This window comes from Variovorax sp. Varisp36 (assembly GCF_047304235.1).
Lineage (GTDB): Bacteria > Pseudomonadota > Gammaproteobacteria > Burkholderiales > Burkholderiaceae_C > Variovorax.
The window spans coordinates 23,385-43,764 of the sequence record NZ_JBGLYU010000055.1 but is presented as its reverse complement, the minus strand read 5'-3'; the positions used below and the strand labels follow the sequence as shown (position 1 = coordinate 43,764).

Below are 20,380 nucleotides of genomic sequence, written 5' to 3'. Positions count from 1 at the left end.
TTTTTATCCCCCCCCCCCCCCCCGCGGGGGGTGGTGGCCCCGGCGCCCCCACCCGGGGGCGCCCCCCCCCCCCCCCCGCCGGGGGGGGGCCTCCGCCCCCCCCCCCCCCCCGCCGAGCTGGAGCTTCCAGCTCATGTCGATGTCCTCGGTGAGTACGTCGGGGCTCCAGAAGCCGACCTCGATCACGGCGCGGCGCCGGAACATGGCGAGCACGCCCGAGACGGTGAAGAGCGTGCCCACCAGCTGCTGCGAGCGCTTGATGAGCCCGATGATCGAAGAGAACTCGCCCACCTGCATGCGTCCGAGCAGCGTGGTGCGCGTACGGATGCGCGGATTGCCGGTGACCGCGCCGATGCGTTCGGAGCGCAGCATCGGCCGCAGCATCCATGCGATGGCGTCGACGTCCACCAGCGCATCGCCGTCGATGCCCAGGATGTATTCGCCGCGCGCGAGCTGGCAGGCGGTGTTGAGCCCGACCGCCTTGCCCTGGTTGCTGGCGTTGTGGATCACGCGCAGGCGGCTGTATTCCTGCGTCATCTGGTCGAGCAGCTCGCCGGTGCCGTCGGTGCTGCCGTCGTTCACGGCGATGACCTCGTAGTGCGGGTAGCGCGTGCGCATCAGCTGCTCGATCACCTCGCGCAGGTGCGGCGCTTCGTTGAAGCAGGGCACCACCACTGTGACCAGCGGGTGCGAGGGCAGCGAGTCGAGCGGATTGGCGTCGGCGTCGCGCCTGCGCTCGAACACCCATGCATGCGAGAGGCCGCCCGCCATCCACACGTAGGCCATGAAGAAGGGGTAGTAGAAGACGAAGCCGAACAGCAGCGTGGGCAACGAGTGCGCGAGGATCTGGACGGTGCTCATGGCGCGGGCTGTGCAGGGGGCGTCGCGGCGGCCGGGGCACGCAGCGCGCGCGGCAGCAGCGTGCGCATCGAGATCGCGCGGCGCACGGTTTCCAGCGAGGGTTGGTCGTTCAGGAAGTCATCGGGGTAGTAGCCCAGGTGGCGCACGCCGGCGCGCCGCAGCAGCGTCCATTGGCGGGTGAGCTCGGCGTCGGGCACGGGCTTGCCGGTGTGCCAGTCGCGCGCCTGCAGTTCGAACACGGTGCCGTCGAGGCCGCGCGGCGTGCCGGCCGCGCGCTGCGCGAGCCGCGAGAGCCAGGCATCGCTGTCGGCGTCGGTTCGGGCCTCGCGCTCCATGCGCGGCATCGCCATGAGCCCGACGTAGTCGTAGGCCGCGAGCGAGGCCTCGTAGTTCTGCGCGAACCATTGCTCGGCCTGGGGGTCGAGAACCGGCCGCGCATAAAGGTTGCGCGCGGTTTCCAGCGCGGGCCGCCAGGCGCCCACGCGCGCGGCCAGTTCGTGCGTGAAGTCGATCAGGTAGCGCGTCTTGGCGGCGGTCCAGCGCGCCGTCAGTTCCGGCTTCGCGCGGATCGCGGCCACGTCGGCCGGCAGGCCCCAGCGGGCGTAGGTGGCGAGGGCGGCGGGGCTCGCATCCTCGTCGTCGGACAGCGTCGCGTCGTCGTGGAACAGCAGGCCGCCGAAGAAGGCGTGGCGGCCGAGGTCTTCGTAGATGTCGCCGACCAGCGCGCGCACCGCGGGGTCGAAAGGCGTGAGCCGGTGGTAGCGGCCGGCCGGCATCGCGCCGCCCTGCGCCATCACCGTGTGGGTGGCGAGCGGATTCGAGGCCGGCAGGCGGAAGGCCGTCACCGGCATCCATGCATAGACCTTCACGCCGGCGCGACTGCGCAGCTGCCAGGCCGCGCGGCTGAACAGGTCGGCGCGCATCGGCAGGTGCCGGTTGGGAAAGTACAGCGCGTCGGCCACGCCGTCGCCGTCGGGGTCGGCGTAGGCCTGCAGGAACACCGAGCGCGGGCGCACGGCGGCCACGCGGTCGATCAGCTTCGAGAGGTTGCGCTCCTGCTGGGCCGGGTCGAGGTCGTACACGTAGTCGAGGTCCACGTGCATCACGCGGTTGACGGGCCAGACCTCGCCGCCTGCGGGGCTGCGCAGCAGCCGGGCGTATTCGGGCGCCTCGTTGTCGTACTCCGCAAGCGCGCGGCGGACGCGCGCGAGCGGAACCGTCGGCGTGTTCGAGCCGTCGTCCAGCGTGAGGGTGATGGGCATGCCCGCGCGCTCGGAGGCTTTGAGCGCTGCCGCGTTGTAGGCGCCATAGGGCCACACCATCGAGCGCACCTTCGCGCCGGTGCGCTTTTCGATGAGTTCGCGGCTGCGGCGCAGGTCGGACTCGATGCGCTGCGTGTAGGCGGCATCGTCCTCGTAGCGCCCGGTCTTGGGGTCGTAGCGGTGCGTGGCAGCGGCCGGCAGCATGTTGCCCTGCGGGTTGGCGAGGATGCCGGTGTGCATGGCGTCGCTGTGGCTCGCGAATTCGACGAGGCCCGAGCGGGCCATCTCGGCGGCCTCGCTCCACAGCAGGAAGTTCTCACGCGGCGCGGGCTTGTCGCCCCAGTGCACCGGTTGACCCTCGGGCACCTCGAGCCAGCTCGTCACCAGCGCGAACAGCGCCGGGTAGTTGTAGCGCTTGAGCAGCGGGAACACCTTGGTGTAGGCGCTGCGATAGCCGTCGTCGAAGGTCAGCAGCACGGGCTTGGGCGGCAGCGGCTTGCCGCCGGCGCGCGCATCGACGATCTGCTGCAGGCTCACCGGGTGATGGCCGTTGTACTGCAGCCAGGCCAAGGTCTCGGCGAAGGTGCGCTCGTCCACCGCGGTCGCCTCGGGCGAGGTTTCGAAGCTCGCGCGCACGTTGGCGCGCACGTCGTGGAAGGCGATCACGCGAAAGCTCACGCCGTCGTCGGGGTCGGCGCTCGGCAGGGGCTGCGCAAGGGCTGGCAGCGAAAGCGCCAGCAGCAGCCACGCAAGGGCCGCGCGCAGGAAGGTGAAAGGGTTGTTCGTCGTTCGCATCACTGCAGGGGCATCGAGAGGTTCAGGAAAACGCCGCGCTGTAGTTCGCGCACGCCGTCGTAGGGGTGGCTGGCAATGCGCAGGCCGTAGCGCAGCGCGAGCTTGGAACCGAGGTTCCAGCGGTGCTCGTAGCGCAGGCTCCACGTCGGGCCGCTGCCGAAGCCCGCCTGCCGATAGGTGCCCCCGCCGAGCTCGACGACGTGGAAGAACTGTCGGTCGTCGCGCTTCCAGCCAAGCCACTGCGCGCGTGCCGAGAGCTGCGCGCTGCCGTCGCTCGACGGGTTGAAGTAGGGCGCGGTGTCGATGTCGCGGCCGCGGCTCGCGTCGGCGCCGAGCGTCGTTTCGAGCTGGAACGCCGGCGTGCTCACCCAGCGTTCGCGCCAGCCGAGGCCGAGACCGCTGCGCAGGTTGCCGTCGCTGAAGTCGAGCTGCTGCCACTTCAGGTCGAAGCGGCGCGATTCGTTCACCACGTAACCCACGCTCGCGCCGGCCTCGTGCGCGCCGATGCCGGCCACGCGCGCTTTCCACGGCAGTTCCTTGCTGTCGCCGTCGTAGGTGGCCGACAGCCGCCAGGCGTCGCTTGCGCGGTAGTCGAGCCGGCCAGCCGCGCTGTTGCGGTAGGGGCCGCCGTTCGCATGCTGCAGCACGCCTTCGGCCAGCCAGCGGCCGCGCTGCCAGCCCAGGCCGAGGCCGCCGCGCGCCCAGTTCGCGCTGCCGAGGTCGGTGGTTCCGCGGCCTAGCGACTGGTCGTAGAACACGCGCCACTGGTCGTCGATGAGGCCCGAGGCGAGCCGGCTGTCGATGCGCCATTCGCGGTTGGCGATGGCCGCGCCGCCGGAGGAGGCTCCGGCGTCCACGTCGAGCCGTGGGCCGACCTGGGTGAGCCGCCTGCGTTCCATGTCGCGCACCTGCTGCGAGTCGGGCAGGTCGGCGGCGAGCGATTCCGCGCGGCGGCGGGCTTCGCCGAATTCACCGGCATCGAGCAGCGCCTCGACGTGGCCGGTGCGCGCGCCGACGTCGTAGGGCGCGTCGGTCGCGAGCGCCTCGAAGCGTGCGAGCGCGGCTTCGGGGTGCTCGCGCAGCCGCTCGGTGAGGGCGGCGCCAGAGGCGTAGCCGGCGTTGAACGGCGCTTCGCGCGCCAGGGCCGCGAAGCTTTGCTGCGCGAGCGCCGGCCGGTCGGTGTAGAGCTGCATCAGCCCGCGCATGCCGCTCACCTCGGTGTACTCGCCGTTGGGGCGGCCGGCTTCCGGCGCGAGGTGCAGCAGGGCCGGCGTGGCGGCTTCGAGTCGCTGCAGCAGTGCCTCGGCATCGCTGAAGCGGCCGACGTCTTGATAGGCGTAGATCAGCCCCAGGTGGATGTCGTTGGGCATGGGCAGGTCGGCGCCGCCGCGGGCAATGGCCGTCTCGTAGATCGGCACGGCCTCGGCCGAGCGGCGCTCCTGTGCGAGCGCGCGCGCCGCGGCGCCGAGCCCGTAGGGCGGCAGTTCCGTGCCTGTGGCGCGCACTGTGTCGTAGAGCGCGACGGCGTCGGCCGGGCGGCCGCGTTCGACCAGCGCCAGCAGGCGATCGGACAGCAGCCGCGCGCGCACGGTGCGCCATGCGCCGGCGTCTTCGGGCGCGGCTTTCGAGGCCGCGGCATCGGCCCGTGCCAAGGCGGCTTCCTGGTCGCCGAGTACACGATCGAGTGCAGTGACGCGCTCCGCGCCAATGCGCTGGTCGCGCGCCTGGATCGCCCATCGCAACCGCTGCGCCAGCGCCTCCTGCTGCAGGGTGGAAAGCGCCAGCGGCGAAAAGCTGCCCGGCGCGGCGCGCTCCGCTGCCTCGGCGTTGTCGAAGGCGCTCGATGCGGCGCCGCTGCTCGCGAGCAGGAAGTCGGCCTCGCGCCGGATGTCGCCGCGCCCGGGCCGCAGTGCGCCGGCCTCGGTATAGGCGGCGAGCGCCTGCAGCGGATCTTTTTCGGCGCGCGCCAGGGCGGCGCGCAGCTCCAGCAGCGCGACGCGGTCTTCGACCTGCGTGGGCGCCGGCTGCGACAGCGCGCGGTACAGCGCCTGCGCGCCCGCGACGTCGCCGCTGTCGAGGCGCCAGTAGGCCTCGTGGATGCGAGCCTCGCGCGCCCCGGGCTGATGCGCGCGCCAGAGGCCGATGGCCTCGCCCTGCAGGGCAAGGTCATGCGTGCGCCGCGCGGCCAGTGCGAGCGGGCCCAGGGCGTAGTCGCTCAGTCTCGACGGCTTGGCCTGGCGGCCCAGCGCGGCGGCTTCGGCAAAGCGGCCGTCGGCGGAGGCGATCGCGATCGCATCGGAGGCCACTCGCTGGCGGGCTGCGCCGTCGATCGGCGCGGCGAGCCAGTCCTTCAATTGCTGCAGCGCCTGGGCCGCGGTGATGCGGCCTTCGCGGCGCGCGACGATCAGCGCATCGTGCCGCTGGGCGTCGTAGGCTGATGCACTCCGGTCGACCGCGGGTGCCGCGGTGACCGACGGTCCTGCGAATGCCCCGGACGCGCCGAAGGCCAGCATGCAGACGAGGGACGGAAATTCTCGTGCCGCCTGCACGAGATGGCGAGGCAACGATCGGGCGGACGCCGATTTGCGTCCGTCCGTGACCGTGCCTCCAGTTATTTTCTGGATGAACACTCTGCTCCCTTGGAACCACAGCTTTCACGACTAGAGATGCCGCCGCGAAAGCCGAACCACCGATATGTGACAGGTCGGCGGTTCTAGAAAATCAAATCAAGAATCACTCTAGACAGAACTGTTAACTAACGCAAACCAAAGTGCCACGAACTGGTTGTATGTGTGAATAGCTTGGCGTTTTTGGCGTCCGCGTCGACCGCCTTGTCCGGACCGAAGCTTTCGAGGCCGGCTCGCCACCAGCCTAAGATTGCGTGATGAATGCTCCTTCGGCCCCTCCGTTGCCCCGTTTCTGGTCCCAGCTCACCACGCGCGATTTCGCGTCGCTCGATGCGGCGACCACCGTCGCGGTGCTGCCGCTGGGCGCGACCGAGCAGCACGGCCCGCACCTGCCGCTGGGCGTGGACACCGTGCTGGCCGACGGCATCGTCGCCGCCTCGCTGCCTCTGCTGCCGGCCGAACTGCCGGTGCTGTTCCTGCCGACCCAGCAGATCGGCCTGAGCCCTGAGCACGCGCGCTTCGCGGGCACGCTCACGCTGTCGGCCGAAACGCTGATCCGCATGTGGAAGGAAATCGGCGCCGGCGTTGCGCGCGCCGGGGTGAAGAAGCTGGTGCTGTTCAACGCCCACGGCGGCCACGTAGGCCCGATGGACATCGTGGCGCGCGAGCTGCGCGCCGAGCACGGCCTCATCGTCTACAGCGTGAGCTGGTTCAACCTGCCGCTGGGCGACGCGGGCGCGCAGTTCAGCGCGCAGGAACACCGCTTCGGCGTGCACGCGGGCGAGATCGAGACCTCGATGATGCTGGCGCTGTCGCCGCAGCTGGTTCGCATGGGCGAGGCACAGGATTTCGACTCCACCTCGCGCCAGCGCGCGGCCGACTACGCCATCCTGGGCAACGGCAAGAGCGCCAAGCTGGGCTGGGCCATCGAGGACTACAACCCGCACGGCGCCGCCGGCAACGCGGCTGCCGCCACGGCGGCGCATGGGCAGGCGGTGGTCGACGAGGCAGCCCGGCAGCTGGCGCTGCTGCTGGAAGAGGTGTCGAGGCTGCCGCTGGACACCGCCAATACCGGTCCGCTGCCATGAGCTGGTGACGTCCTCACGCGCGACAGCAGAGTGGCGCCTTCGCGAAGCTCAGCTCCATGGCCGAGGCGACGAGGTCAGGGCCTGATGTTCCAGCGCAAAGGTTCCTCGGCGCCGATGCCGCTCTCGCGGCGGCGCTGGCCGCAGTCGCTGTTCCATTCTTCCGGGAAGGTGGGCCAGTAGCACAGCCGCTCGGCCAGGCTGTGCAGCGGCGCCCAGATGAAGTTCACCGCGTAGCTGGTGAAGGTCGCACCTGAGGTGTCTTTGCCCAAGATGTCGTCCGGCATGGCACCGGGGACCCGATGCACACGCATGTGGTCCACGCCGACTCCAGCCGGGTCGATGTCCGGATTGAACGGCCTTCTGGCGTTGGTCGTTCCCGGCGTGCAGGCACGCGGTGGCGGTGCCGATGAGACACCGCCAACACCGGCCCGCTGCCCAGGCCCTGCTGACTCCGGATTACGAAGCGCTGTGCCCCAGCACCGCGGCAAACATGCCGGTATCGACATTGCCCCCGCTCAGGCACACGCCCACCGTCTTGCCGCGCCAGCGTTCCTGCTGCTGAAGCGCGCCCGCCAGCGCCGCGGCGCCCGCGCCCTCGGCCACGTTGTGCGTGTCGCTGAACAGGATGCGCATGGCCTCGGCGATCTCGTCGTCGGTGACGGTGATGACGTCGTCGGCTTCGCGCAGGATCACCTCGACCGACTCGGGCACCGGCACGCGGCAGGCCATGCCGTCGGCCAGCCGCGTGGTGACGGGCGACTCGACCGGCTTGCCGGCGCGGAAGGAGTCGCGGTAGGCCGTGGCGTGCGCCGACACCACGCCGATGAGCTTCGTCGACGCGCCGCAATGCGCACGCGCCGCCGCTGCCGCGGCAAAGCCGGAGCCCAGGCCGATGGGCACGAACAGCACGTCGGGCGGCGTGGCCGACAGTGCGTCGAAGAACTCCACATACGCGGTCGACACGCCGCGCACCAGTTCGCGATGGAACGATGGCACGCGGTGCAGGCCGTCGCGCTCGGCCAGCGCGGCCGCGTGCTCGGCAGCCGCCTGGAAGTCGTCGCCATGCTCCACCAGCGTGACGCCGAGCGCGCGCATCGCGGCGTTCTTCTCGGTCGAATTGCCGTGCGGTACCACGATGGTCGCGCCCAGCCCATGGCGCCGCGCCGCGAAGCCGACCGACTGGCCGTGGTTGCCGCGCGTGGCGCTGATGGCGTGGCGCACGCCCGGCTGCTCGCGCGCCAGGGTCTCGAAGTAGGTCAGCCCGCCGCGGATCTTGAAAGCGCCGGCCGGCGTGTGGTTCTCGTGCTTGGCCCACACGTTGGCGCCCAGGCGCTGCGACAGAAGCGGCCAGGCGTACTGCGGCGTGGGCGGCATGGCCGCATGCACGGTGCGCTGCGCGGCTTCGATTTCTTCGCGGGTGAACCTCATCGGGTGTCCCATCTATTTGCGTTCCGTCAGCGCGACGCGCACGGCCAGGGCAGCGAGCACGCTGCCCATGATGTAGCGCTGCGCGCGCAGCCAGCCGGCGCTTTGCGACAGCACGGCCGTGATGCTCGCGGCGCCGACGATCATCACCGTGTTGACCGCGGCGCTCGCGGTCATCTGCGCGACGCCCAGCTGCATGCTCTGCAGCAGCACCGATCCGCGTTCGGGATGGATGAACTGCGGAAAGAACGAGAGATAGAACATGGCCACCTTCGGGTTCAGCAGGTTCGTCAGAAAGCCCATGCGGAACAGCCTGGCCGGCGGATCGGCCGGCAGCACGCGCGCCTCGAAAGGTGCATTGCCGCCGGGCCTGACCGCCTGCCACGCGAGCCACAGCAGGTAGGCCGCGCCCGCGATGCGGATCGCGTCGAACGCGAGCGGCACGGCCAGCAGCAGCGCGGTGAGCCCGAGCGCAGCGGCGAACAGGTGCGCCAGGAAGGCGATCAGCACGCCGCCCAGCGAGATGAGCCCGGCGCGGCGGCCCTGGATCAGCGTGCGCGAGACGCAATAGATCATGTTCGGCCCCGGCGTGAGCGCCAGCAGCAGCGAGGCGAGGGCGAACAAGGCGATTTCAGGGAGGCTCAGCATGGTCAGAGTCCTTGGGATTCGAGGGTGACGGGGCCGCGCGGCGTGTCGAGCACGGCGATGAGGTTGGGCGCTCCGGCAGCGACGGCCATGACGGTCATGCCGATGGCCGACAGCGCGGCGGAGAGCGCGGGCGCACGCGGATGCACGGCGCGCAGCGAGCGCATCGAAAGACCCGACGCAGGCATGGCATCGGTCGGATGCACCGGCCCCCACTGGATCAGCGTGGGCAGCGCGCCGTAGAACAGCCGCTGGCCGTCGTCGCGCACGGTGATCTGCCACTCGAGCCGGCCGGCGGGCGTGTCGCGCGAGGCTTCGAGCAGCTGGCCGCGGTCGATGTGCGCGTGCTCTTCATGCGCGAGCGCACGCGTTGCCGCATGCGCATCGGGCACACGGGCGACGAAATGGATCAGCCGCGGCCCGTGCCGCGCGAGCCCGGCCTGCATCGCGGCGTCGTCGAGGTCGAACCAGCGGTGCGTCTTGGGGCGCGAGGGCCGCTTGCCCGGCTCGATCGCGATGATCTCCGCGTAGGCGGCAGGAAAGGCGTCGCTCGCGATGTTCAGCAGGCGGTTGTGCGTGCCCATCAGCGGATGCGAGCCGCCCGGTGCCGGCGTCACGCCGAGCGTCGCTTCGCACCACGCCACGCCCTCGGCGAGCGAGGCGGCGGCAATCACGAGGTGGTCGAGCTGCGCGTGCATGGTGCGATGGTTCTCGCCGAGGTTCAGAGCGTGACGTGGCCGTCGATGCAGGTCACGGCATCGCCGCCGACCCAGATCTTTCCCTCGGGGTCGCGCTCGATGTGGACGCGGCCCGCGCGGCCCAGGCACTGGCCTTGCGCGGCGAGGTAGCGCTCGGGCATGTGGCCGTCGGCGATCAGCCATTCGGCCAGGCTCGCGTTGAGGCTGCCGGTGACCGGGTCTTCCTGCACGCCGATGGGTTCGGCGAAGGCGCGCACTTCGAGGTCGATCTTCGCGCCGTCGTCGTAAGCGGCCGCCGGGCGGTTGCCGAAGGCGCGCGCCTCGCGGTTCGAGCGGCCGATCAGCGGCGAGGTGTCGAGCGCGGCGGGCACGCCGGCCACACCCGCCTTCACGCCCAGCTCCCTGAGCATGCGGTGATCGGGCGCGAGCGCCAGCACGGCGTCGGCATCGTTGACCAGCAGGCCGAACCAGACCGGGCCGTTGTCGAGCACCTGCGCCGCGATGATCTGCTGCGCCTTCAGGCCCAGCGCGCCGGCCACCTTGGCCAGCAGCGCGGGGCTCGGGGCGCTGCGCCTGAGCGGCGGCGCGGCGAAGGCCAGGCGGCTGCCTTCACGGCGCAGCGGCACGAGGCCGGCGCCGCACTGCTGCACCACGAGGCCGGCGGCCTTCGGCTTGCCGCCGGCCTGCAGCCACGCATGGCAGCTGCCGATGGTCGGGTGGCCGGCGAACGGCAGCTCGCCGCCGGGCGTGAAGATGCGCACGCGGTAGTCGGCGCCCGGGTCGGTGGGCGGCAGCAGGAAGGTGGTCTCGGACAGGTTGGTCCACTGCGCGAAGCGCTGCATCGCGGCGTCGTCGAGGTCCGTGCCGTCGATGACGACGGCGAGCGGATTGCCGCGGTAGGCCGTGGCGGTGAAGACGTCGACTTGCTTGAAGGGGCGGGATTTCATTGGAGACTCGGGAGGATCAGATCAATGGGCGATGTCAGTCGGGGAAACACCGTGGATCGGCTTTCCCGGGCCACAGGTGCTGCCCCCTGGAAGGGGGTGGCGAAGCGACACGAAGTGCGCGGAGACCGGGGGTCATTCCAGGCTCAGGTCGAGCACGCCGCGCGTGCCCGGGCGGGAAAGCAGTTCGGCATACCAGCGCTCGACGTTCGGCCACGTCGGCCGGCGGTATTCGGCGGGGGGCAGGCCGAACCAGCGGTGCGCCTCGCAGCCGATGGGGATGTCGGCCATGGTGAAGCGCTCGCCGGCCATGTACGGCTGGCGGGCGAGGTGCGCGTCGAGCATTGCGAACAGCGCCTCGCTGGCGCGCACCGAGTCGTCGATGAGCGTCAACTGTCGCTCCGACGGCGGCGTGCGCACCCATTGCACGAAGGCGTCGCGGCTCGCGCGGTTGAGCGTGGTCTGCTGCCAGTCCATCCAGCGCTCGGCGTCGAAGCGCGCGGGCAGCTCGCTCGGGTAGAGGGTGCCGTGCGAATGCTTCGCGCAGAGGTAGCGCACGATCACGTTCGACTCCCACAGCGTCACGCGCTCGGCGCCTTCGCCGTCGTCGATGGTGGGCACCATCGCATTCGGGTTGAGCGCGAGGTATTCGGGCGTCTGCACCACGCCGAACCTGCCGCCGGCCTCGGTGCGCTGGAAGTCGAGCCCGAGTTCCTGTGCGCACCACACCACCTTGCGGACGTTGATCGAACTGATGCGGCCCCAGATGTTGAGCATGGTCGGTTTCTTTGTCAGCGGGGTGAAGGACGGTCGAGGAAGAGCAGGCGCACGGCCAGCCCCAGCATCACGGCGGCCAGCAGGCTGCTCTGGAACCGTGCCGCACCGGGGCGGCTGTGCAGCCAGCGGCCGATCTGGCCGCTGCATGCGCCCAGCAGCGTGTTGAAGGCCAGCGCGGCCATCGACAGCACCACGCCGAGCTGCACCAGCTGCAGCGGCACGCTGCCGCGCGCCGGATCGACGAACTGCGGCAGGAACACCATGAAGAACAGCAGCGCCTTCGGGTTGACGAGGTTGTTCAGCAGCGCCATGCGCACGATGCGCCCGAACCCGGCCGGCTGCGCCTGCGCGCCCATGCGAAGGCCGCCGCCGCTTCGCAGCGCCTGCACTGCCAGCCACACCAGGTACAGCGCGCCCGCATAGCGCAGCACGTCGAACGAGGGCGGCCACGCCGCCACCAGCGCGGTGACGCCTGTGGCGGCGAACAGCGTGTGCACGAGGTCGGCCGCCGAGATGCCGAGGGCCGCCGCAAAGCCGCCGCGCGGACCGTGGGCCACGCCGTGCGAGAGCACGAAGGCCATGTTCGGGCCGGGCGACAGGAACAGCGCCAGTACCGCGAGCAGGAAGAGCGAGAGCGTTGCGAGGCCGATCAAGGGAGGCTCCCGGGTCAGACCTGCGCGGCGGCCAGTTGCCTGTCGCCGAGCAGCACCAGCTCTTCGCGCAGCGTCTGTGCCAGCGCGGCGATGGCGATGTCGATTTCTTCCACGCTGGCCGTCACGAACGACAGGCGCAGCGTGCGCGGATCGCCTTCGCCCGCATAGAACGGCGCGCCGGGCACGAAGGCCACGTTGCGCTCCACCGCCTTGGGCAGCAGCGTGACGGTGTCGACGCCCTCGGGCAGCCGCGCCCACAGGAACATGCCGCCCTTGGGCGCGTTGAACTTCACGTCCAGGCCCTTCATCTCGCGCGTGAGCGCGGCGATCATCGCGTCGCGCTGGCGCTTGTAGAGGGCGCGGATGGTGGGCACGTGGCGGTCGAGGAACTTGTCCTTCATCACGGCAGAGACCATGCGCTGCGTGAAGATCGGCGTGTGCAGGTCGACCGCCTGCTTGGCCTGCAGCAGCTTCGGGTAGATGGACTTCGGCGCCACCAGGAAGCCCAGGCGCAGGCCGGGCGCCAGCACCTTCGAGAACGAGCCCAGGTAGATCACGCCCTCGGGGTTGCGCGCGGCCAGCGGCAGCGGCGGGGCTTCGTCGAACCAGAGTTCGCCGTAGGGGTTGTCCTCGACGATGGGCAGGTTGGCGGCCGTGGCGGCGGCGGACACGGCGGCGCGGCGCTCCTCGGTCATGGTGCGGCCGGTGGGGTTCTGGAAGTTGGGCAGCAGGTAGACGAAGCGTGCGTCCTTGGCCTTGGCCACGAGGTCTTCGACGATCACGCCGTCGTCGTCGCTGGCCACGCCCACCGGGTGCGGCTCCATCGGGCCGAAGGCCTGCAGCGCGCCGAGGTACGTGGGCGTCTCGACCAGCACCTTGCTGCCCGGGTCGATCAGCACCTTGGCCACCAGGTCGAGGCCCTGCTGCGAGCCGGTGGTGATGAGCACCTGCGAGGCATCGACGTCCCACGGCAGCATGTCGGCCACGGCCTGGCGCAGCGGCGCGTAGCCTTCGCTGGCGGCGTACTGCAGCGCGGCCTGGCCGTCGTTGTGCAGCACTTCGGCGCAGGCATCGGCAAAGGCCTGGATCGGGAAGGTCTTGGGCGAGGGCAGGCCGCCGGCCAGGCTGATGATGCCGGGGCGCTCGGTGACCTTGAGGATTTCACGCAGCACCGAAGGATTCATCTTGGCGGCGCGGGCGGCGAGTTTCCAGTTCATGGCTTTCTTCTTTCAGGCGGTGAGGTGAGATTCGGATAGGGGGCAGGCGGGCCGGAGGTCAGTCCGTTGGGATGTCGCCACGGTACACGACATGGATTTTGTTGCTGTCCGGGTCGCGCAGGTAGGCGCCGTAATAGCCATGGCCATAGCGTGGGCGGGGGCCCGGCGCGCCTTCGTCGCGGCCGCCGTGGCGCAGGGCCGCCTCGTGGGCGGCATTCACGGCTTCGGCCGAGGCCGCGGAGAACGCGACCATGCTGCCGTTGCCGGCGCTGGCGGGTTCGCCGTCCAGCGGGATGTACACGTAGAAGCGCGGCAGCACCTGCCCCGGCACGACCCAGCAGGCCGCCTCGGGCCCGCCGTCGGGCGTGACCGGGCGGCGCTTCAGGCCGAGCGGGGCGAGCAGCGCGTCGTAGAAGGCGGCGGCGCGCGGCAGGTCGGTGCAGCCGACGGTGATGTGGCTGAACATCGTCAGCTTCTCCCCGGGCCGACGGCGCCTGCGGGCAGCGATGCTGCAGCTGGCGCGGCCTGGGGTTGCGACAGGCGCTTGCCGATGACCACCGTGGCCACCACCGCGATGGCGAAGCCCAGCGTCACCACGTCGAGCGGTTCGCCCAGCAGCGGGATCGACGCGAGGATCGACAGGAAGGGCTGCAGCAGCTGCGTCTGGCTCACGCGCAGCGCGCCGCCGAGGGCGAGGCCGCGGTACCAGGCGAAGAAGCCGATCCACATCGAGAACATGCCGACGTAGACGAAGCCCACCCATGCCGACAACGCGACGGGCTGCTGCGGCCACAGCGCCAGCGCGGCCGGCAGCGTAAAGGGCAGCGCCATCACGCAGACCCAGCAGATCACGCGCTCGGCGCCCAGCGATGGTGTGACCTGTGCGCCGTAGATGTAGCCGAAGGAGGCGGCGATGACCGCGCCCACCAGCAGCAGGTCGGCCCATTCGAAACCGAAGCCATGGCCACCCTGGCTCGCGCGCAGTACCGAGAACGCCACCACCAGCAGGCTGCCCGCAATGGCGCAGAGCCAGAAGCCGAGCCGCGCGCGCTGGTGCAGCACCCGGGCCGCCACGGCGGCCGTGACCAGCGGCAGCAGCGCCGTCACCACCGCCGCGTGGCTGGCCGTGACCACGCGCAGCGCAAAGGCCAGCAGAAGCGGAAAGCCGATGGCGTTGCCCAGCACGGCCATGCCCAGCGGCTTCCACTGGTGCGCGGCGGGCCTCGGCGAGCGCGTTGCCAGCAGGAAGATGGCCGACAGAACGCCTGCCAGCGCCGCACGGCCGAGCGTGACGAACCACGGCGACAGCTGCGGCGCGTCCTGCGAGCCGGTGGCCAGGCGCGTCATGGGCAGGGTGACGGCGAACATCGCGACGCCGATGACGCCGAGCCACATGCCCAGCGTCTCGTCTTTCATGGCGAGCTTCATACGCTCACCATCCACCAGGCGGTGAGCACGAGGACGAGACCCATCGCGCGGTTGAACCACAGCAGCCGCGAACCCTTGGCAAGCCATTCGCGCAGCAGCGCGCCGACCATCGCATAGGCGAAATTGCTCGTGAAGGCATAGATGAGCATTACCGGCGCCACGATGGCGAAGCGGCCCAGGGCGTCGGGCTGGCCGGCGATCCAGCCCGCCACCAGCGTGAGCGCGAGCAGCCACGCCTTGATGTTCACGAACTGCAGCATCACGCCCTGTCCGAAGCCGACCGACAGGCTCGCCCCGTCGGCCTTGCCGAGCGTGGCGCTGCCGCTGAGCTTGTACGCGAGCCACAGCAGGTAGCCGATGCCCAGCCCCTTGATGGCCAGGCGCAGCGAGGGCATGGCCACCACCAGCGCGCCAATGCCGGCGGCGCACAGCGCCAGCAGCAGGGTCCAGCCCACGGGCACCGCGACCACGAAGCGCATGGCGCGCGGCAGGCCGCCGTTGGCCGCGAGGGCGGTGGAGAGCGTGGTGTTGGGACCGGGCGAGAAGCTCATCGCCGTGGCCAGCACCAGCAGCGCGGTGAATTCTTGCCAGTTCATGACACACACTCTAAACTTGAGACCATTACAGTTCCGGTACAGATGGTCGAACAATCAGGCAATCTGTATTGGTCAGTCCTTCGACACAGAAGCTGGCACGGCCCCGGAAAACGCATGCTGACACGCACCTCCACCCAGTCGCTGACGGGGCAGTTGGCCGACCGCCTGGCCGAGCGCATCCGCACCCGCCTGCTGCCGCCCGGCGCCCGCCTGCCCTCGGTGCGCGAATGCGCGCGGCAGCAGGGCGTGAGTCCCTATACCGTCGTCGCCGCCTACGACCAGCTGCTGGCGCAGGGCCTCGTCGAGGCCCGCCGGCAGCGCGGCTTCTATGTGCGGGATTCCGCCCCTGCGCAGGAGGGCCGTCCGCCGAATCCGGCCGCGGCCGCGCCCATGGTCATGCAGATGATGGCCTCGCGCATACCGGCGGATGCGAGCTCGCTGATCCGCAGCATGTTCCACCGCCCGAGCGACAAGCCGCAGCCGGGCATGGGCGTGTTCCCGCCGGACTGGATGGCGTCGACCTTCATGCCCACGGCCGTGCGGCGCATGACCAGTACAGCCGCCCTGCAGGAGCTGTCGCTCCAGTACGGCGAGCCGGCCGGCGACATGAGCCTGCGGCGCAGCCTCTCGCAGAAGCTGGTGGGCATCAACGTGCCGGCGTCGCCCGAGCAGATCGTGACCACCATCGGCGCCACGCATGCGCTGGACATCGTGAGCCGCACGCTGTTGCGCGCGGGCGATCCGGTGATGGTCGAGGAGCCGGGCTGGGCGCTGGAGTTCGCGCGGCTCGAGGCGCTGGGCATGCGCATCCTGCCCGTGCCGCGCCGTGCCGACGGGCCCGACCTCGACGTGATGGCGCAGTACTGCAGGCTGCACAGCCCCAAGCTGTTCGTCAGCGTGAGCGTGCTGCACAACCCGACCGGCTACAGCCTCACGCCGGGCAGCGCGCACCGCGTGCTCAAGCTGGCGAACGAGCACGACTTCCACATCGTCGAGGACGACACCTACAGCCACCTCGCACCCGAGCACGCCACCCGGCTCAGCGCGCTCGACGGGCTGCAGCGCACCATCTACGTGAGCGGCTTCGCGAAGATCCTGGCGCCCAACTGGCGCATCGGCTTCCTGGCCGCGCCGCCCGCGCTGAAGGAACGGCTGCTCGAAACCAAGCTGCTGGCCACGCTGACCTCGCCCACGCTGTTCGAGCGGGCCTTGTCGTGGTGCATCGACCAGGGGCAGCTGCGCCGGCATTCGGAGCGCGTGCGCATCCGCCTCGACGGTGCACGGGGACGGGCGGTGAAGCTGGCCATGTCGCATGGCTGCACTTTCGCCTCGGAGCCAGCGGGGCTGTTCGGCTGGGTCGATACGGGCGTGGACACAGACGCGCTCACGCAGCGCATGCTCGACCAGGGCTACCTGTTGGCGCCGGGCTCGCTGTTCCACGCGCGCCGCCCGCCGAGCACCATGATGCGGATCAACTTCGCGACCTCGCAGGACGCGGCCTTCTGGAAGGTCTTCAGCAAGGTCCGAAGCGAACTCTGACGGTGCCGAAAGGCCGAAAAAGGCCGGGGGCTTGGAGTAAGCTGGCAACACAAGAAAACCATCCCAGGAGACCTCCGCATGAGCAACGCCAGCAAGCCCTTCGACTTCAGCCAGTTCGTTCCCGGATTCGACTTCTTGAAGAACCTCGCCGGCGGCGCCGCGGCGGGCTCGGGCGCCGGCTCGGTGCCGGGGATGCCGAGCCTTGCGAGCTGGGTGGCGCCCACGCTGAGCGTGGAAGAGGTCGACAAGCGCATCCAGGAACTCAAGACCGTGCAGTACTGGCTCGAACAGAACGGCCATGCCCTCAAGGCCACCATCCAGGCGCTCGAAGTGCAGAAGATGACCTTGTCGACGCTGCGCGGCATGAATGTGCGGATGGAAGACATCGCCAACGCGTTCACCAAGCAGGCAGCCGCGATGGCACCAGCGGCATCCCCCGAGCCCGAACCCGAACCCGAACCCGAACCCGAACCCGAACCCGAAGAGGTCGAAGACGCGGACGAGATGCCCGAGGAGCAAGCTCCGGCGCCGAAGAAGCCGCGCAGCAGGCCTGCTGCGGCCAAGGCGAATGCCGGCTCGCCCGACGGCCCCGGCGTGGTCGACCCCATGCAGTGGTGGGGCTCGCTCACCGAGCAGTTCCAGCAGATCGCAAGCTCGGCGCTGCAGGACGCGGCGCAGCTGAAGGTGCCGGCCATGGCCCAGCCGTTGGCCGACGCGGTCGACACGGTCATGGGCAAGCCCGCTGCGGCTGCCCGCAAGCCCGCAGCAGCCAAGAAGACTGCAGCATCGGCCGCAAAGAAAAGGCCGTCGACCGCCGCCCGCAAGCGAACCTCCGGCCGGCGTTGACGTCATACACATTCATTCGTTGAAGAGAACGGGTTGGCACGCACCATGAAGTTGTTTCCCTCCGGCCACGCCACCCATCCGCAATGGCGTATGGCGGCCGGCCTCGTGCTGGCCCAGCTGCGCGCACAGATGGCCTTGCCCGACTACGCGTCTTCGCCGACGCTCGGGCTGCTCTACATCACCGACCACTATGCGAGCGAGGCGCAGGACATCCTCGATCACCTGAGCGCGGAGCTGCCCGAAGTGACCGACTGGTCGGGCACGGTCGGCGTCGGCGTGTCGGCCAACAATGCCGAGTATTTCGACGAGCCCGGGCTGAGCCTGATGCTCTGTGCCCTGCCCAGCGACCAATACCGCGTGTTCTCGGGCGTGGCGCCGCTGGGCAACTCCGAGATGAGCGGCTTCGAGGCCCACACGGCGCTGGTGCATGCCGACCCGGCCACCCCCGACCTTGCCGAGCTGATCGCCGAGATGGCGGGGCGCACGAACACGGGCTACCTGTTCGGCGGTTTGTCTTCGGGGCGTGGCAGCGCGCTGCAGTTCGCGGTCGGCGGCAACGGCAACATCCGCGGGCACGGGGCGGCGGGCGGGGTGTTCTCGGGCGGCCTGTCAGGCGTGGTTTTCGGCGAGGGCGTGCGGCTGGTGTCGCGCGTCACGCAGGGCTGCCAGCCGCTGCGATCGGGGGCGGCGCGCGAGCGCGAGATCACCGAGGCCGATGGCAACCTGCTGCTGAAGCTCGACGGCGAGCCAGCGCTCGACGTGCTGCTGGCCGACCTTCAGGTGTCGCTCGAGCGGCCGCAGGAGGCCATCGACGCCGTGCGTAACACGTTGGTCGGCCTGGCCGACGCGGGCAGCGACGGCATCCGCCGCACCGGTGACCTGGGGGCCGACGTGCTGGTGCGCCACATCATCGGGCTGGACCCGACGCGCCGCGGCATCGCGATCGCCGACGTGGCCGAGGCCGGCATGCGGCTGAGCTTCTGCCGCCGCAATGCGCAGGCCGCGCGTGCCGACCTGATGCGCATCTGCGCCGAAATCCGCGAGGAACTGGAGCCCGAAGAGCAGACGCTGGCCACCGCGCGCGCCGTGGCGGCAGGCGAGGCCGAGGCGGCGCCGCATCCAGCGCGGCGCATCGCGGGGGCGGTGTACGTCAGCTGTTCCGGGCGCGGCGGCCCGCACTTCGGTGCGCCGGGGGCGGAACTGCAGATCGTGCGGCACGCGCTGGGCGACGTGCCGCTGGTGGGTTTCTTCGCGGCGGGCGAGATCGCTCGCCACCATCTGTATGGCTATACCGGCGTGCTGACGGTGTTCGCCAGCAACGACTGACGGCGATCAGGCCGGCTGCAGCGCGCGCGGCGCGGGCGCGGGCATGCCGGTGAACACGAAATCGACCTCCGGCGCCAGCCCGCTCACGATGCGCGCGATCGACTTGCCCGAACCGCAGGCGTGCGTCCAGCCGAGCGTGCCGTGGCCGGTGTTGAGGAACAGGTTCGGCAATCTGGTCTTGCCGATGAGCGGCACGTTGCTCGGCGTCGCGGGACGCAGGCCGGTCCAGAACTGCGCCTGTGTGGTATCCCCGGCGCCCGGGAACAGCTCTTCCACGCGGCGCACGATGGCTTCGCAGCGCACCCGGTTCAGGTCGCGGTCGTAGCCATTGAGCTCGGCAGTGCCGGCGATGCGCAGGCGGTCGCCCGACTCGGATGTGTAGCGCGAGAACACGAGCTTGAATTCGTCGTCCGTCAGCGAGACCTGGTGCGCCTTCGAGGCGTCCTTCACGGGCAGCGTCACCGAATAGCCCTTGGCCGGGTAGATCGGCAGGCGGATGCCCAGCGGCGCGGCATACAGCGGGCTCAGCGAACCCATCGCCAGCACGAAGGCGTCGCCGCGGATGCGCTGGAAGCGGCCTTCGCTGTCGGTGGCCTCGACGTGGTCGATGCTGCCGCCGGCCTCGCGCAGCGCGGTCACGGTGTGGCTCATCAGGAACCTGACGCCCGCTGCCGTGGCCAGGCCCACCAGTTCGCGCGCGAAGCGGTTGGCGTCACCGGACTCGTCCTCGGCCGTGTAGGTGGCGCCGGCCAGCTTGGGCCGGATGTGGGCGAGGGCGGGCTCGATCTTCACGGCTTCGTCGGCCGAGATGACCTGGCGCTCGCAGCCCAGGGCGCGCATCTGCTCGGCGGGCGCGAGGGCGCCGTCGAACTCTTTCTGCGTCGTGTAGAAGTGCAGGATGCCCTGCGTGCGCTGGTCGTAGTTCAGACCGGTGTCGCGGCGCAACTGTTGCAACATCGAGCGGCTGTATGTACCAAGACGCACGATCTGCTCGATGTTGTGGCGGGTGCGCGCCGGCGTGCATTCGCGCAGGAACTGCAGGCCCCAGAGCCACTGGCGCATGTCGGCGCGGATGCGGAAGAGCAGGGGGGCGTCTTCCTTGCCCAGCCACTGCAGCACCTTCAGCGGCGCGCTGGGATTGGCCCAGGGTTCGGCATGGCTGACCGAGATCTGCCCGCCGTTGGCGAAGCTGGTTTCGGCGGCCGGGGTGGCCTGCCGGTCGATCACGGTCACTTCGTGGCCGAGTTGCTGGAGGTAGTAAGCCGAGGTCACGCCGAGCAGGCCGGCGCCAAGAACGATCACGCGCATTTCAAGTACCTTTGAGGTTGCAGCGCTTGAACGGCGGGCGTGGTGTGCTATTGAATCAATAGCGAGCAACCGGACGACCGCCGTCCAAGTTGCCGCTCCCCCTGTCCTTGGTACCTGAGAGATTCACCCGCTGCGCCCGCAGTGGGTTTGCTCCTTCGGTGCGCCACATGGCGTGGCGGCTCTCCAGACGGCGTTTCAGTTGGTGCAGTACAGACCCCTTGTTCGGGCCGACCTGAGCGTTTATGGGAGTTTGCGCCTTCGGTAGGGCCACCTGGGTGGCCCGCTCTCCTGCAGTGGGGCGATTGTAGGCGGGGTTCGTGCGACTACCGACCTGTGACTTTTGCC

Annotated in this window: 18 protein-coding genes, 1 pseudogene and 2 riboswitches; of the genes and pseudogenes, 4 read left to right on the top strand and 15 right to left on the bottom strand. The window is 70.2% G+C overall.

Annotated features, from left to right (window positions below; translation table 11 throughout):
* Positions 1-108 precede the first annotated feature (108 nt).
* The 3 genes and pseudogenes from ACCD11_RS24905 to pgaA all read right to left on the bottom strand — a co-directional run.
* Positions 109-861, bottom strand: a pseudogene (locus ACCD11_RS24905) (glycosyltransferase family 2 protein); the annotation flags it as partial.
* Positions 858-2,918: a poly-beta-1,6-N-acetyl-D-glucosamine N-deacetylase PgaB gene (gene pgaB, locus ACCD11_RS24900; protein WP_413315860.1), complete on the bottom strand. Its 2,061-nt coding sequence runs from the start codon at positions 2,916-2,918 to the stop codon at positions 858-860. The pseudogene ACCD11_RS24905 and the gene pgaB, both read right to left, overlap by 4 nt.
* A complete protein-coding gene (gene pgaA / locus ACCD11_RS24895; protein WP_413315858.1) occupies positions 2,918-5,431 on the bottom strand; it encodes a poly-beta-1,6 N-acetyl-D-glucosamine export porin PgaA in 2,514 nt (837 codons plus the stop codon). The genes pgaB and pgaA overlap by 1 nt, the downstream gene beginning before the upstream one ends.
* Before the next feature lie 371 nt (positions 5,432-5,802).
* On the opposite strand from pgaA, the gene ACCD11_RS24890 reads away from it, so the two are divergent.
* Positions 5,803-6,633 (top strand): creatininase family protein, encoded by an 831-nt coding sequence (locus ACCD11_RS24890; RefSeq protein WP_413315856.1) that lies wholly within the window; start codon positions 5,803-5,805, stop codon positions 6,631-6,633.
* Positions 6,634-6,707: 74 nt separating this feature from the next.
* On the opposite strand, the gene ACCD11_RS24885 is transcribed toward ACCD11_RS24890, so the two are convergent.
* The 11 genes from ACCD11_RS24885 to ACCD11_RS24835 form a co-directional block, all read right to left on the bottom strand.
* A complete protein-coding gene (locus tag ACCD11_RS24885; protein ID WP_413315855.1) occupies positions 6,708-6,902 on the bottom strand; it encodes a hypothetical protein in 195 nt (64 codons plus the stop codon).
* Between the two features lie 187 nt (positions 6,903-7,089).
* A complete protein-coding gene (locus ACCD11_RS24880; RefSeq protein ID WP_007838927.1) occupies positions 7,090-8,061 on the bottom strand; it encodes a threonine dehydratase in 972 nt (323 codons plus the stop codon).
* Between the two features lie 12 nt (positions 8,062-8,073).
* Entirely contained in the window at positions 8,074-8,706 is a 633-nt protein-coding gene (locus tag ACCD11_RS24875) for a LysE family translocator (protein ID WP_007838930.1), read from the bottom strand.
* 2 nt (positions 8,707-8,708) lie between these two features.
* Positions 8,709-9,401, bottom strand: a complete 693-nt coding sequence (locus ACCD11_RS24870; RefSeq protein WP_413315854.1) for a VOC family protein — start codon at positions 9,399-9,401, stop codon at positions 8,709-8,711.
* Between the two features lie 23 nt (positions 9,402-9,424).
* The gene (locus ACCD11_RS24865) at positions 9,425-10,348 is read right to left on the bottom strand and encodes a PhzF family phenazine biosynthesis protein (protein WP_413315853.1); all 924 of its coding nucleotides are present in this window, start codon (positions 10,346-10,348) and stop codon (positions 9,425-9,427) included.
* 132 nt (positions 10,349-10,480) lie between these two features.
* On the bottom strand, positions 10,481-11,122 hold the full coding sequence (locus ACCD11_RS24860; RefSeq protein WP_007838937.1) for a glutathione S-transferase family protein: 642 nt from the start codon (positions 11,120-11,122) through the stop codon (positions 10,481-10,483).
* 14 nt (positions 11,123-11,136) lie between these two features.
* Positions 11,137-11,775, bottom strand: a complete 639-nt coding sequence (locus tag ACCD11_RS24855; RefSeq protein WP_413315852.1) for a LysE family translocator — start codon at positions 11,773-11,775, stop codon at positions 11,137-11,139.
* A 14-nt stretch (positions 11,776-11,789) separates the two neighbouring features.
* Complete coding sequence (locus ACCD11_RS24850) at positions 11,790-12,992, bottom strand: PLP-dependent aminotransferase family protein (protein WP_007838940.1); 1,203 nt, start codon at positions 12,990-12,992, stop codon at positions 11,790-11,792.
* A 58-nt stretch (positions 12,993-13,050) separates the two neighbouring features.
* Positions 13,051-13,458 (bottom strand): VOC family protein, encoded by a 408-nt coding sequence (locus tag ACCD11_RS24845; protein ID WP_413315850.1) that lies wholly within the window; start codon positions 13,456-13,458, stop codon positions 13,051-13,053.
* A 2-nt stretch (positions 13,459-13,460) separates the two neighbouring features.
* On the bottom strand, positions 13,461-14,408 hold the full coding sequence (locus ACCD11_RS24840) for a DMT family transporter (protein ID WP_413315848.1): 948 nt from the start codon (positions 14,406-14,408) through the stop codon (positions 13,461-13,463).
* 8 nt (positions 14,409-14,416) lie between these two features.
* Entirely contained in the window at positions 14,417-15,016 is a 600-nt protein-coding gene (locus ACCD11_RS24835) for a LysE family translocator (protein ID WP_413315846.1), read from the bottom strand.
* A gap of 114 nt (positions 15,017-15,130) precedes the next feature.
* Here ACCD11_RS24835 and ACCD11_RS24830 point away from each other — a divergent pair, with 114 nt between their 5' ends.
* The 3 genes from ACCD11_RS24830 to ACCD11_RS24820 all read left to right on the top strand — a co-directional run bounded on the left by ACCD11_RS24830 (position 15,131) and on the right by ACCD11_RS24820 (position 18,727).
* Positions 15,131-16,555: a PLP-dependent aminotransferase family protein gene (locus ACCD11_RS24830; RefSeq protein WP_413315844.1), complete on the top strand. Its 1,425-nt coding sequence runs from the start codon at positions 15,131-15,133 to the stop codon at positions 16,553-16,555.
* 78 nt (positions 16,556-16,633) lie between these two features.
* Complete coding sequence (locus ACCD11_RS24825; protein ID WP_413315842.1) at positions 16,634-17,401, top strand: PhaM family polyhydroxyalkanoate granule multifunctional regulatory protein; 768 nt, start codon at positions 16,634-16,636, stop codon at positions 17,399-17,401.
* A gap of 45 nt (positions 17,402-17,446) precedes the next feature.
* Positions 17,447-18,727, top strand: a complete 1,281-nt coding sequence (locus ACCD11_RS24820) for an FIST C-terminal domain-containing protein (protein WP_007838952.1) — start codon at positions 17,447-17,449, stop codon at positions 18,725-18,727.
* Positions 18,728-18,733: 6 nt separating this feature from the next.
* Here ACCD11_RS24820 and ACCD11_RS24815 read toward each other — a convergent pair whose 3' ends face one another.
* A complete protein-coding gene (locus ACCD11_RS24815) occupies positions 18,734-20,035 on the bottom strand; it encodes a D-amino acid dehydrogenase (RefSeq protein WP_413315840.1) in 1,302 nt (433 codons plus the stop codon).
* A gap of 91 nt (positions 20,036-20,126) precedes the next feature.
* Positions 20,127-20,232: riboswitch (glycine riboswitch) on the bottom strand.
* 7 nt (positions 20,233-20,239) lie between these two features.
* Positions 20,240-20,336: riboswitch (glycine riboswitch) on the bottom strand.
* Between the last annotated feature and the right edge of the window lie 44 nt (positions 20,337-20,380).